Source organism: Streptomyces sp. NPDC104371, from assembly GCF_055583785.1.
The window spans coordinates 1-13747 of sequence record NZ_JBVJNF010000005.1 but is presented as its reverse complement, the minus strand read 5'-3'; the positions used below and the strand labels follow the sequence as shown (position 1 = coordinate 13747).

At 69.6% G+C, this 13747-nt stretch carries 5 protein-coding genes, 1 tRNA gene and 1 rRNA gene; 1 reads left to right on the top strand and 6 read right to left on the bottom strand.

Annotated features, from left to right (window positions below; translation table 11 throughout):
* Positions 1-67: 67 nt before the first annotated feature.
* From ACZ60T_RS17185 to ACZ60T_RS17175, 3 genes are all read right to left on the bottom strand, one after another.
* A complete protein-coding gene (locus ACZ60T_RS17185) occupies positions 68-2782 on the bottom strand; it encodes a DNA translocase FtsK (RefSeq protein ID WP_469666598.1) in 2715 nt (904 codons plus the stop codon).
* A gap of 164 nt (positions 2783-2946) precedes the next feature.
* The gene (locus ACZ60T_RS17180) at positions 2947-3630 is read right to left on the bottom strand and encodes a response regulator (RefSeq protein WP_365623979.1); all 684 of its coding nucleotides are present in this window, start codon (positions 3628-3630) and stop codon (positions 2947-2949) included.
* A 265-nt stretch (positions 3631-3895) separates the two neighbouring features.
* Positions 3896-9385 carry a HAMP domain-containing protein gene (locus tag ACZ60T_RS17175; RefSeq protein WP_365623981.1) on the bottom strand — a complete coding sequence of 1830 codons (5490 nt, stop codon included), beginning with the start codon at positions 9383-9385 and terminating at the stop codon, positions 3896-3898.
* 376 nt (positions 9386-9761) lie between these two features.
* Here ACZ60T_RS17175 and ACZ60T_RS17170 point away from each other — a divergent pair, with 376 nt between their 5' ends.
* Positions 9762-12512, top strand: coding sequence for a SpoIIE family protein phosphatase (locus ACZ60T_RS17170; protein ID WP_469666597.1), 2751 nt, complete (start codon positions 9762-9764; stop codon positions 12510-12512).
* 63 nt (positions 12513-12575) lie between these two features.
* Here ACZ60T_RS17170 and ACZ60T_RS17165 read toward each other — a convergent pair.
* From ACZ60T_RS17165 to rrf, 3 genes are all read right to left on the bottom strand, one after another.
* Positions 12576-12648: transfer RNA gene (locus ACZ60T_RS17165), tRNA-Thr, on the bottom strand.
* Between the two features lie 84 nt (positions 12649-12732).
* Positions 12733-13395: a DegT/DnrJ/EryC1/StrS family aminotransferase gene (locus tag ACZ60T_RS17160; RefSeq protein WP_365624043.1), complete on the bottom strand. Its 663-nt coding sequence runs from the start codon at positions 13393-13395 to the stop codon at positions 12733-12735.
* A gap of 112 nt (positions 13396-13507) precedes the next feature.
* A 5S ribosomal RNA gene (gene rrf, locus ACZ60T_RS17155) occupies positions 13508-13624 on the bottom strand.
* Positions 13625-13747 lie beyond the last annotated feature (123 nt).

The window sequence follows — 13747 nt, the reverse complement described above, 5'->3', positions numbered from 1 at the left end:
CGACGAGCCGTTCACGGCCGCCGCCACGACTGCGGCTCCCCGCGACGGCCGCCGCCACGACTGAGGCTCACTCCCCGCGGATCACGGCGAGCACCCCGTCCAGCTCGTCGGGCTTCACCAGCACGTCACGCGCCTTGGACCCCTCGCTGGGGCCGACGATGCCGCGCGACTCCATGAGGTCCATCAGCCGTCCGGCCTTGGCGAACCCGACGCGCAGCTTGCGCTGGAGCATCGAGGTGGACCCGAACTGGGTGGAGACGACCAGCTCGGCCGCCTGGCACAGCAGGTCGAGGTCGTCGCCGATGTCCTCGTCGATCTCCTTCTTCTTCTGGCCGCCCACGACGACGTCGTCCCGGAAGACGGGTGTCATCTGGTCCTTGCAGTGCTGGACGACGGCCGCGATCTCGTCCTCGGTCACGAACGCGCCCTGCATACGCGTCGGCTTGTTCGCGCCCATCGGCAGGAAGAGCCCGTCGCCCTTGCCGATCAGCTTCTCGGCGCCGGGCTGGTCGAGGATGACGCGCGAGTCGGCCAGCGAGGACGTGGCGAAGGCCAGCCGGGAGGGCACGTTCGCCTTGATCAGACCCGTGACGACGTCCACGGACGGCCGCTGTGTGGCGAGCACCAGATGGATACCGGCCGCACGCGCGAGCTGCGTGATGCGCACGATCGCGTCCTCGACGTCCCGGGGCGCGACCATCATCAGGTCGGCCAGCTCGTCGACGATCACCAGCAGATACGGGTAGGGCTGGAGCTCGCGCTCGCTGCCCTCGGGCGGTTTGGCCTTGCCGCTCCTGACCGCCTTGTTGAAGTCGTCGATGTGCCGGAAGCCGTACGCCGCGAGGTCGTCGTAGCGCAGGTCCATCTCCCGTACGACCCACTGGAGCGCCTCGGCGGCCCGTTTGGGGTTGGTGATGATCGGGGTGATCAGGTGCGGGATGCCCTCGTACGCGGTCAGCTCGACGCGCTTGGGGTCGACCAGGACCATGCGCACGTCCTCCGGGGTCGCGCGCATCATGACCGAGGTGATCAGGCAGTTGATGCAGGACGACTTGCCGGAGCCGGTCGCTCCCGCGACCAGCATGTGCGGCATCTTGGCCAGGCTGTGCATCACATAGCCGCCCTCGACGTCCTTGCCGAAGGCGACCAGCATCGGATCGTCGTCCTCGGCGGAGTCGGCGAGCCGCAGTACGTCACCGACGTTGACCATCTCGCGGTCGGTGTTCGGGATCTCGATGCCGACCGCGGACTTGCCGGGGATCGGGCTGATGATCCGTACGTCGGGGCTGGCGACGGCGTACGCGATGTTCTTGGTGAGCGCGGTGATCCGCTCGACCTTCACGGCGGGGCCCAGCTCCACCTCGTACCGCGTGACCGTCGGACCGCGGGTGAAGCCGGTGACGGCCGCGTCGACCTTGAACTCGCTGAAGACGTTGGTCAGGGAGGCGACGACGGCGTCGTTGGCGGCGCTGCGCGCTTTGCCGGGTCCGCCGCGCGTGAGCAGGTCGAGCGAGGGCAGGGCGTAGGTGATGTCGCCGGACAACTGGAGCTGCTCGGCGCGGGGCGGCAGATCGCGGGGCTGTTCCGGAGCCGCCTTCGTCAAGTCGGGCACCGCGGCCTTGGTCGGATCGGGCACCGCCGCCTTGGCCGCGGGCTTGTCCTGCTGCGGGCGCGCGGCCGGTACCGGCGTCGGCGTGGTCGGCTCGTTCTCCCCGACGCTCACCCCGTGGGTGAGGTCGGCGACGAGCGGGGAGGGCGGCATGCCGTGCAGCACGGCTCCGTCGAGCGCCGCGGCGGCGGCAGCGGCGACGTCCACCGCGTCCATCCGCCGGCCCGGGTCGGGCTGCCGCACGGCGCGCCGGGGACGGCTGCGACGCCCCGCGAGCGCCTCCTGCTCGGCGGCGTCCGGATCGTAGGGGTCGTAGGCGTCCTCGGTGGGCCCGCGCCGCTGAGAGCGGGGCAGCGCCTCGCGCCACTGCTCGTCGTAGCGCTCGTCGTCCGCGGTGCGGGTGTCGTGCACGATCCCGAGCCTGAGACCGAGCTGCCGCAGCCGCTGCGGGATGGCGGTGACGGGGGTGGCGGTGACCACGAGCAGGCCGAAGAACGTGAGCAGGACGAGCAGCGGTACGGCGAGGACGTCGCCCATGGTGTACGTCAGCGGGGTCGCCGCGCCCCAGCCGATGAGCCCCCCGGCGTCCCTTATCGCCTGCATGCCGTCGCTGCGGGCGGGTCCCCCGCAGGCGATGTGCACCTGGCCGAGCACGCCGATGACGAGCGCGGACAGGCCGATGACGATACGGCCGTTGGCGTCCAGTCGGTCCGGGTGCAGGATCAGGCGCACGGCGATGGCACCGAGCAGGAGCGGCACGAGCAGATCGAGGCGGCCGAAGGCCCCGGTCACCAGGATCTCGACGAGGTCGCCGACCGGGCCGCGCAGATGGGCCCAGGTGCCCGCGGCGACGATCAGGGACAGAGCGAGCAGCAGGAGCGCGATGCCGTCCTTGCGATGCGCCGGATCGAGCCCCTTCGCACCCCGCCCCAGGCCGCGGAACATCGCTCCGACGGCATGCGCGACGCCGAGCCACAGGGCGCGTACGAGCTTGTACACGCCCGCGGTCGGGTTGGGCGCCGGCGCGGGGGCGGGCTTCCTGGCCGCCGCCTTCCTGGCGGGCGCCGTCTTCTTCGCGGCGGCCTTCTTCGCGGGGGCCTTGCGCGCCGGAGCCGGTTTCGGAGCGGTCGCCTTCTTCGCGGGCGACTTCTTGGCAGCGGGACGTGGGGCCATGAGTGTGAGGTTACCGGTGGAGGGGGCAGGGGACACGTGTGCCTCCTGCTTCACCCGTTCGTGTCGCCCGGTGAGCGGCATGAAACTGACGTGCACTCACGGCCGGTGCGCCGTACGGCGGACAGGGCAGCGCGCGAGAACAACTCCCCCTGCTCGACGGCCCGTCAGTTCTGCGACGGTACCTGCGGGGTGCCGCTGCCCGTGCCCGGTTCCAACGCGTCCAGCGCTCTGCGCAGGCCCGCGAGCTTGCGTTCGAGATGGGCCGCGGTCGCCACCGCCGCCGCGCCCGCCGCGTCGTCGTCGAGCTGCTTGGACAGCGCCTCGGCCTGCTCCTCGACCGCCGCGAGCCGCGCGGAGAGTTCGGCGAGGAGACCCACCGACTCCTTGCCCTCACCCACTGCGGACCTGCCGCCGCTCTCCAGTTGGAGCCGCAACAGGGCGGCCTGCTCGCGGAGTTGGCAGTTCTTCATGTACAGCTCGACGAACACCGAGACCTTCGCGCGCAGCACCCACGGGTCGAACGGCTTGGAGATGTAGTCCACCGCACCGGCCGCATAGCCGCGGAAGGTGTGATGCGGACCGTGGTTGATGGCGGTCAGGAAGATGATCGGAATGTCACGGGTCCGCTCCCGTCGCTTGATGTGCGCGGCGGTTTCGAAACCGTCCATACCCGGCATCTGGACGTCCAGCAGAATGACCGCGAAGTCGTCCGTCAACAGCGCCTTGAGCGCTTCCTCCCCGGACGATGCCCTGACCAGCGTCTGATCGAGCGCGGAGAGGATGGCCTCCAGCGCCAGCAGATTCTCCGGCCGGTCATCGACCAGGAGGATCTTGGCCTTCTGCACCATGGCCCGCCCTCCTCGCCCCGGCTTGGGGCCGCCCCTGTCCGCAGGATTCGAGGCGGCGCCACCGTCTGCCGCCCCGGGGGGCGACTCCCTTGCGCCGCCCGCCCTTGTGCCGGTCATCGTAGCCGCACCCCGCCTGTCACCACACCCTGTCACCGCGATGTCACTGTGCACGTAGCAGGAACGTGGCGGAAGACCAGAAGGTTCCCCGCGCACCGCGATTCCTCCCCGTCGCGGACACAGTGCGTCAGCGATGTCGCGACAACGGTCAGACCTCCCGCCGTTCCTGACGCATCCACTGCTCCATCACGGACAGCAGATGATCGGGATCGACCGGCTTGGTCACATAGTCGGAGGCGCCCGAGTCGATCGCCTTCTCCCGGTCGCCCTTCATCGCCTTGGCCGTCAGCGCGATGATCGGCAGCCCGGCGAACTGCGGCATCCGCCGGATCGCCGTGGTCGTGGCGTACCCGTCCATCTCGGGCATCATGATGTCCATCAGGACGACCGCCACGTCGTCGTGCTGCTCCAGGACCTCGATGCCCTCCCGGCCGTTCTCCGCGTACAGCACCGTCAGACCGTGCTGCTCCAGCACGCTGGTGAGCGCGAAGACGTTGCGGATGTCGTCGTCGACGATGAGCACCTTCTCGCAGTCGAACCGGACGCTCTGCCGCGGCTGCGCCGTAACCTCCCGGTCCTCGGCCCACTGCTCCTGTCGCTCGCCGCCCTGCTCGCCGCCGCGCCGTGTGCCCGCGGTGACCGCCCTGCGGCGGCGCCTGAAGAGCGCCGCGGGCCCGTTCTGGGTCGCCTGGTACGACTTCACCTCGGACGGCGTCTCGATGTCCAGCACGGACAACTCCGTGTCGACCGCCGTCAGTTCGTAGGCCTCCCCGTCGGACGTGAGCTGCGCGTAGCCCTGCGGCGGCAGTTCGCTCGGGTGCAGCGGCAGATACAGGGTGAACGTCGACCCGCGTCCCGGCTCGCTCTGCGCGTGGATCTCGCCGCCCAGCAGCCGCGCGATCTCCCGCGAGATGGACAGCCCGAGGCCCGTACCGCCGTACTTGCGGCTCGTGGTGCCGTCCGCCTGCTTGAACGCCTCGAAGATCACCCGCATCTTGCCGGCCGCGATGCCGATGCCCGTGTCGGCCACGGAGAACGCGATCATCTCGCCGTCCGGCTCCCGCAACGAGCCCGCCTCCAGCAACTGCTCCCGGATGGCGACCGGGACATCGCCGCCCGCGGGCTGGATGACCAGCTCGACGGCGCCCGTGTCGGTGAACTTCACCGCGTTGGACAGCAGGTTGCGCAGCACCTGGAGGAGCCGCTGCTCGTCGGTGTGCAGCGTGGCGGGCAGCTCCGGCGAGACCCGTACGGAGAAGTCCAGACCCTTCTCCGCGGTCAGCGGCCGGAACGTCGCCTCCACATAGTCGACGAGCTGGACGAGCGCGATACGCGTCGGGGACACGTCCATCTTGCCCGCCTCGACCTTCGCCAGATCGAGGATGTCGTTGATGAGCTGGAGCAGATCGGAGCCCGCGCCGTGGATGGTCTCGGCGAACTCGACCTGCTTGGGCGAGAGATTGCCCTCCGCGTTGTCCGCGAGCAGCTTCGCGAGGATCAGCAGGGAGTTGAGCGGCGTCCGCAGCTCGTGCGACATGTTGGCCAGGAACTCGCTCTTGTACCGCATGGAGACGGCGAGTTGCTCGGCGCGCTCCTCCAGGACCTGCCGCGCCTCCTCGATCTCCGTGTTCTTGACCTCGATGTCGCGGTTCTGCCGGGCCAACAGCGCCGCCTTCTCCTCCAGTTCGGCATTGGACGCCTGAAGGGCCTTCTGCCGCTGCTCCAACTCCTCCGAGCGCAGCCTCAGTTGCTCGGTCAGCTCCTGCGACTGGCGCAGCAGCACCTCGGTCTTGGTGTTGACGGAGATGGTGTTGACGCTCGTCGCGATCATCTCGGCGATCTGGTTGAGGAAGTCCTTCTGGATGTGCGTGAACTCCGTGAAGGACGCCAGCTCGATGACGCCGAGCACCTTCCCCTCGAAGAGCACCGGAAGGACGATGACCTGCGCGGGCGGCGCCTCTCCGAGCCCGGAGGAGATCCTCAGATAGCCGCTGGGCGCCCGGTCCACCAGGATCGTGCGCCGCTCCCTGGCGGCCGTCCCGATGAGCCCCTCCCCCGGCCGGAACGACGTCGGCATGGAGCCCATCGAGTACCCGTACGACCCGAGCATCCGCAGCTCGTACGCGTCCTCCGCGGCGGACCCCAGGTCCTTGCCGTCGACCAGCGGCATGGCGAGGAAGAACGCGCCGTGCTGCGCGGTGACCACCGGCGTCAGCTCGCTCATGATCAGCGAGGCCACGTCCGCGAGGTCCCGGCGCCCCTGCATCAGCGCGGAGATACGCGCGAGGTTGCCCTTGAGCCAGTCCTGCTCCTTGTTGGCGATCGTGGTGTCGCGCAGGTTGGCGATCATCTTGTTGATGTAGTCCTGAAGCTCCTGGATCTCGCCGGAGGCGTCCACGTCGATCTTCAGGTTGAGGTCGCCCCGGGTCACCGCGGTCGCCACGCGCGCGATCGCGCGGACCTGCCGGGTCAGGTTCCCGGCCATCTCGTTCACCGACTCGGTCAGGTCACGCCAGGTGCCGTCGACGTCCCGGACCCGCGCCTGGCCGCCGAGCTGACCCTCCGTGCCCACCTCGCGCGCCACCCGCGTGACCTCCTCGGCGAAGGAGGAGAGCTGGTCGACCATGGTGTTGATGGTGTTCTTCAACTCCAGGATCTCGCCGCGCGCGTCGATGTCGATCTTCTTGGTCAGATCGCCCTTGGCGATGGCGGTGGTCACCATGGCGATGTTGCGCACCTGGCCGGTGAGGTTGGACGCCATCTGGTTCACCGACTCGGTGAGGTCCTTCCACGTACCGGCCACGCCCGGGACATGCGCCTGCCCGCCCAGGATGCCGTCCGTGCCCACCTCACGGGCCACCTTGGTGACCTGGTCGGCGAACGAACTCAGCGTCTTCACCATGGTGTTGAACGTGTCCGCGAGCTGCGCGACCTCGCCGCGCGCCTCGATCGTCACCGTCCGCGTCAGGTCGCCGTTGGCGACGGCCGCCGCGACCTGGGAGATGTTGCGCACCTGCATGGTCAGGTTGTTGGCCATCAGGTTGACGTTGTCGCTGAGGTCCTTCCAGATGCCGGTGACACCCGGAACGTGTGCCTGGCCGCCGAGGATGCCCTCGGTGCCCACCTCACGCGCCACGCGCGTCACCTGCTCCGCGAAGGACGAGAGCTGGTCGACCATCGTGTTGACGGTGGTGACCAGTTCGAGGATCTCGCCCTTGGCGTCGACGGTGATCTTCTTGGACAGATCTCCCTTGGCGACCGCGGTCGTCACCTCGGCGATGTTGCGCACCTGACTGGTCAGGTTGTTCGCCATGAAGTTCACCGACTGCGTGAGGTCCTTCCAGGTTCCCGAGACCCCCTGCACCTCGGCCTGCCCGCCGAGGATGCCCTCGGTGCCCACCTCGCGCGCCACGCGCGTCACCTGCTCGGCGAAGCTGGAGAGCTGGTCGACCATCGTGTTGATGGTGTTCTTCAGCTCCAGGATCTCGCCCCGCGCGTCCACATCGATCTTCTGCGACAGATCACCGCGCGCCACCGCCGTCGCGACCTGCGCGATGTTGCGCACCTGCGTGGTGAGGTTGCCGGCCATGCCGTTCACCGAGTCGGTCAGATCACGCCACACCCCGGCCACGCCGGGCACCTGCGCCTGACCGCCGAGGCGGCCCTCCGTACCCACCTCACGGGCCACCCGCGTCACCTGCTCGGCGAACGCGGAGAGCTGATCCACCAGGTTGTTGATGGTGTTCTTCAGCTCCAGGATCTCGCCCCGCGCGTCCACATCGATCTTCTGCGACAGATCACCGCGCGCCACCGCCGTCGTCACCTGGGCGATCTGCCGCACCTGCGAAGTGAGGTTGCCCGCCATGAAGTTGACGGAGTCGGTCAGCTCCTTCCAGGTGCCGCTGACACCCGGCACCACGGCCTGACCGCCCAGTCGGCCCTCCGTGCCCACGTCCCGCGCCATACGCGTGACCTGGTCGGCGAAGGAGGAGAGCTGGTCCACCATCGTGTTCACGGTGTTCTTCAGCTTGAGCATCTCACCGGACACGTCCACGGTGACCTTCTGCGACAGATCGCCGTTCGCCACGGCCGTCGTCACCTGGGCGATGTTGCGCACCTGACCCGTGAGATTGCGGAACGCGGTGTTCACGGAGTCCGTGAGGTCCTTCCACGTACCCGCCGCGCCGGTCACCTGCGCCTGACCGCCCAGCTCGCCCTCGACCCCGATCTCCCGCGCCACACGCGTGACTTCGGAACCGAACGCGGAGAGCTGGTCCACCATCCCGTTGACGGTGTTCTTCAACTCGAGCATCTCACCGGCCACATCGACGGTGACCTTCTGCGACAGATCACCGTTCGCCACAGCCGTGGTGACCGCCGCGATGTCCCGCACCTGCGTGGTCAGGTTCCGGAAGACCGTGTTGACCGAGTCCGTGAGGTCCTTCCAGGTACCCGCCGCGCCCGGCACGTTCGCCTGCCCGCCGAGCCTGCCCTCGCCGCCGACCTCGTTGGCCACCCGCGTGACCTCGTCCGCGAACGTCCGCAGCGTCTCGGTCATCTGGTTGATCGTCTCGGCGAGCTGCGCGACCTCGCCACGCGCCGACACCGTCACCTTCTGCGACAGATCACCACTGGCGACCGCCGTCGTCACCTGCGCGATCCCGCGCACCTGGGCGGTCAGATTGCCCGCCATCAGGTTCACCGAGTCGGTGAGGTCCTTCCACACCCCGGCCACCCCGGGGACCTGCGCCTGCCCGCCCAGCTCACCCTCGGTGCCCACCTCGCGGGCCACCCGCGTCACCTCGGAGGAGAACGACGAGAGCTGGTCCACCATCGTGTTGACGGTGTTCTTCAACTCCAGCATCTCACCGGCGACTTGAACCGTGACCTTGCGGGACAGATCGCCCTTCGCGACCGCCGTCGTCACCAGCGCGATGTCCCGCACCTGCGCCGTCAGCCGGTACGCCATCGTATTGACCGAGTCCGTGAGGTCCTTCCACGAACCGGACATCCCACGCACCCGGGCCTGCCCGCCCAGCTTGCCCTCCGTACCCACCTCACGGGCCACCCGCGTGACCTCGTCGGTGAACGTCGACAACTGATCGACCAGGTTGTTGACGGTGCGCCCGACCTTCAGGAACTCCCCGCGCAGCGGCTGCCCCGCCCCCTCCGACCCCTGGGTCCGCAGCTCCATCCGGGGCGACAGATCACCCTCGGCCACCGCGAACAGCACCCGGCTGACCTCGGACACCGGACGTACGAGATCGTCGACGAGCGCGTTGGACGCCTCGATCGCGCTGGCCCAGGAGCCCTCACTGGCCCCCGTCTCCAGCCGCTCGGCGAGCTTGCCCTCGCGCCCCACCATGCGCCGCACCCGCGCCAACTCGCTGGTGAGATGCAGATTCCGGTCCGCCACCTCGTTGAAGGCGGCGGCGATCTCCGACATCACCCCGTCGCCCGAGACCGTCAGCCGCCTGCGGAAGTTGCCGTCCCGCATCGCCGAGAGAGCGGCCAGCAGCCGGTTCAGGGCCGCCGTGTCCACCTCGGTGGTTCCCTTGCGTGCCGTGCGCTGGTTACTCAGGGACCGTCCGCCTTTCGCGCGCGTCTTCGTGCCCCGCGTCGCTGCGCCAGACTCCACTGTGTCCCTCCCGCAGGGGTCGACCATCACTGCCGTGCTCAGCGGTACGGCCGGGCGCACCGCTCAACTCTGCGTACATCTGCCCGGTTGACCAGGCACGTGCGCATACTCCCGCCCGGTGTGGCGGAAGGCACGTGGGCTGCCCGCACCTTCTCTGGAAGCTTGCCCAGTGTTTCACCCTGCCTGAACCCGGCCATAACAGTTCGGCAGCTTCGCACACGGTCCGCACACACTCCGGGTGTAAACACCGGCGTCCGGCATCGGCCCGGACGGCGAAGGTAAGTAACCTTGCATGCGGCTGTCCAGCCGCACCGGTCCGACCGGCCTGGGCGGTGGCACACGCACGAGCGGGCAGGCATCGGAGGGGCGCCGCACCATGACCACCGAACTGCATCCCGAGGGACCACGTCAGGATCCCCGGGACACGGGCCGTCAACCACTGCCTCGGCAGGAGTGGACAGGACCCGGGACCACGCACGCCGAGGAACCGAGAAGCCGTTGCGAGGTCACCGCGCGCGCGTCCGCCCGCTTCGAACCCGTCGGCCGGGCGGTCGCCTCCGCCCGCTCCTTCGTCCGCGACACGCTCCAGGGCTGGGGCTTCGCCGACGTCGCCGACGACGCCGTCGTCCTCACCAGCGAACTCGTCACGAACGCCGTGGTCCACGCGGGCACCTCCGCGGAAGTGCTGTGCCTGCGCAGCGACGACGGCGTACGCATCGAGGTCGCCGACCGCTATCCCGAGCGCGAGATCCCGCTCCAGACGACCGCCGTCAGCATGGGCAGCCCCGACCGCGAGGGCGGACGCGGCCTCCAGCTCTGCGCCGCCCTGGCCGGCCACTGGGGCGTGGAGTACACCCCCACGCACAAGCGCGTCTGGTTCCGGCTCGACCTTCCCGAACGCCCGGTCGGCACCCGCGCGGCAGGCCCCTCCCTGCCCACCGAACTGCTCCCGCTCACCGACGGCCGGGTCCGCGTCGCGGTCCTCCAGATCGACCGGACCGGCAGCCTGTCCGCGTGGAACGAGGACGCGGAGGAACTCTTCGGATACGCCGCCGACCAGGTCACCGGCAAACCCCTGACCGACCTCGCGGCCTGGCCGCACACCCCCGGCACCGGCACGGGCATCGCCGAGGCGCTCCGGCTCTCCCGCTGGGAGGGCAGCTACGGCATCCGCGGCGCCGACGGCCGGGTGATCCCCGTCTACGCCTCGCATCTGCGCGTCCGCGACACGGCCGGGGAACCGTCCACGGTCTGCCTGCTCGTCCGCGACGACGAACGCGCCGTGCTCCAGACCCCGCCCCGCGCACCGGCCCCCGACTCGGCGAGCACCACGGACGGCCAGACCGCGGACCCCTTCGAACTCTTCATCGGATCCCCGGCCCCCGACGACCTCGACGGCCTGCTCCAGCGCACGGTGGAACGCGCCCGCGACATCCTCGACGGCGACGCGGCCTTCCTCCTCCTGGCCACGGACGACGAGACGGAACTGGAGGTCCGCGCCTCCACCGGCCTGCCCTCCGCCCGCCAGCGCTTCGCCCGCGTGCCCGTGGACGCGGGCCCCGGCCGCTACGGCTCGGCCCGGATGCCGGCCGTCCACGACGACCTGACGGCCGCCTCGGGCGCGGTCCCGCTACTGGGCGGCACGGGCATGCGCTCGGTGGTGACGGTCCCGCTCAAGGTGGAAGGCCGCCTGACCGGCTCCCTCGGCGTCGCGGCGGAGGCACCCTCCCGCTACTCCAACGAGGAGGCGCTGCGCCTGCAGTTCGCGGCCGACCGCATCGCGCTCGCCGTCGAGTCGGCCCGCCTCGGCGAGCTGGAACGGCTGCGCCGCGGCTCGCTGAGCTTCCTCGTCGAGGCCTCGGACCTGCTGGCGGGCACCCTGGACCGCGACCAGACGCTGGCGCTGATGGCCCAGATGACCATCCCGACCCTGGCCACCTGGTGCGCGGTGTACACGATCGCCGACCAGGCATCGGAGCCCTACCTCTCGTACGTGCTGCACGAGGACGAGGACCGCATCGACGGCCTCAAGGAACTGCTGTCCAAGATCCCGCCACCGGAACCGATCCCCACCCCGGGCGCCCGCGTCTGGGCGGCCCCGGCGGAGGCGGCCCGCCAGGCGGCCCTGCGCACCTCGTGGCGGGGCCTCGGCCTGGGCGAGCACTCCCCGGGCGACGGTTCCGCCCTCGGTACGACGCAGGCGACGGCCTCGGCGGTGGGCGGCGAGACGGTCGTCCTCCCCCTGGTCGCCCGCAACCGCGTCATCGGCATGCTGACCCTGGGCAAGCCCGCCGACGAACACTTCCGCCAGGAAATCCTGGAACTGGCCGAGGACTTGAGCCGCCGGGCCGCGCTGGCCCTGGACAACGCCCGGCTGTACTCGGAGCGCACCGCCATCAGCCAGTCCCTTCAGCGCAGCCTGCTCCCACCGGAACACCCGCATGTCGACGGCGTCGAGGTCGAGGTCATCTACCGCGCGGCCGGTGAGGGCAACGAGGTCGGCGGCGACTTCTACGACCTGTTCCCGATCCACGACGGCGCGTACGGCTTCGCCATCGGCGACGTCTGCGGTACGGGCCCGGAGGCGGCGGCGGTCACGGGCCTGGCCCGGCACGCCCTGCGGCTGCTGGCCAGAGAGGGCTACAGCGGCCCCGCGGTCCTGGAGCGCCTGAACTCCGCGATCCTCGACGAGGGCCCCCGCAGCCGCTTCCTGACGCTTCTCTACGGCGAGTTGTGGCCGCAGGAGGACGGCAGCGCGAACCTGAAGGTGGTCTGCGCGGGCCATCCGCTGCCGCTGCGCCTGCGCCCGGACGGCTCGGTGGAGGCAGCCGCCGAACCGCAGCCGCTCCTCGGTGTCATGGAGGACCTGGAGTTGTACGAGCAGGCGCTGACGCTCGATCCGGGGGACGTCCTGCTGTGCGTCACGGACGGCGTCACCGAGCGCCGCGAGGGCACGCGCATGCTGGGCGACGACGGTCTCGCGGAGGTGCTGACGACCTGTACGGGTCTGACGGCGGGCGCGGTGGCGGCCCGCATCAGCCGCGCGGTCGAACGCTTCGCCTCGGATGCCCCGTCGGACGACATGGCGATTCTCGCGATGCGCGTACCGGGCCTTTTGCCGGACTGAGGAAACGCGACGGACGGGGGAAACGGAAAAGGCCCCGCCCTGATGGGCGAGGCCTTTTGCTTGAGCCCCCAAACGGAATCGAACCGTTGACCTTCTCCTTACCATGGAGACGCTCTACCGACTGAGCTATAGGGGCCTGTTGCGCTTTCGAGGTCTCCCTCGCGGCAACGGAATAGAGCATACCCCGAACTGGCGTGTGCTCCCAACTGTGAACAGCGGTTCAGAGCGCGGGCCGCAGCAGTCCGCCCAGCGCGTTGCACGCGGAGACGATCCTGTTCATCTCACGCCGCGTCAGCGTCGCCTCCACCGGCAGCGCGAGCGTCTCGTCGGCGGCTCGCTCGGTCTCGGGCAACGACACCTCGCGGCGGAATCCCGGCAGTCGGTGCACGGGGGTCCGCACCGGAACCTGGCAGTCAACTCCCTTGGCCCGCAAGGCTCTTGCGAACGCGTCCCGGTCGGGCCGCCCATTGCCCGCCACCCGTACGACGTACTGCTGGTAGGTGTGGCCGCCGCTGCTCTCGGGTGTGCGCACGCCCCGCAGCCGCCGGTCGAGGTAGCCGGCTCGCTCCCGGCGCTGTGCCACCTCGGCGTACGGTGCCGCCGACTCCCCTTGTTCCAGCACCAGAAGCCCGTGCCGCTGCCCCACCTCGTGCAGCCGCGCGACATCGGCCGGCCGCCCGAAGCGGTGCACGACGAGGACGGCTGCGCTCTGCGCGGTCACCACGGCCTCGACGGCGACGGGGTCGAGGCAGTACGTCACCGGGTCGATGTCGGCGAAGACGGGTGTCGCACCCGTCAGGATCACGGCCTCGGCCAACTCGCTGTTCCCGAAGGCCGGAACGATGACCTCGTCACCGGCACCGACACCTGCGGCCCTGAGCATTCGAGCAGTACCCATGACTGGGATGCTGACGGGCCGTGGTGAACGCGAAGTGACGGGAAACGCAAAAGAGCTGGTCCCCGAACCGAAGTTCGGGGACCAGCTCTGAAGTATTGTTCGGCGGCGTCCTACTCTCCCACAGGGTCCCCCCTGCAGTACCATCGGCGCTGTAAGGCTTAGCTTCCGGGTTCGGAATGTAACTGGGCGTTTCCCTTACGCTATAACCACCGAAACACTATGAAACAGACAACCAGCAATAAGGTTGTTCGTGGTTTCAGAACCAACACAGTGGACGCGAGCAACTGAGGACAAGCCCTCGGCCTATTAGTACCGGTCACCTCCACACGTTACCGTG